This is a genomic window from Sinorhizobium saheli, assembly GCF_001651875.1.
Taxonomy (GTDB): Bacteria; Pseudomonadota; Alphaproteobacteria; order Rhizobiales; family Rhizobiaceae; genus Sinorhizobium; species Sinorhizobium saheli.
Map to the genome: position 1 here is coordinate 1 of NZ_LNQB01000075.1, position 272 is coordinate 272.

General features: G+C 71.3%; 1 protein-coding gene. It reads left to right on the forward strand.

Annotated features, from left to right (window positions below; translation table 11 throughout):
• Positions 1 to 272: Ig-like domain-containing protein (locus ATB98_RS29525; protein WP_167354084.1), on the forward strand; the 272-nt coding region annotated here is incomplete at both ends.

Here is a 272-nt window from a genome sequence, read left to right on the forward strand (position 1 = left end):
GGTTCGGTGGCCCAGACCGCCACCATCACCATCACCGGCAGCAACGACCAGCCGACGGTCGCGGCCGCGGTCGCGGCGAGCTACGGCGAGAACAACGCCGGCTTCGGCGTCGACCTGCTCGCCGGGGCTACGGACCTGGATGCGACCGACGTGCTGCACGTCGCCGGCCTGACGCTGACCAGCGGCGACGACGCCGGCATCACCGTCAACGGCGACGGCCTGACGGTCGACCCGGGTGCCTACAATTACCTCGCGGTCGGCGAAAGCGCGGT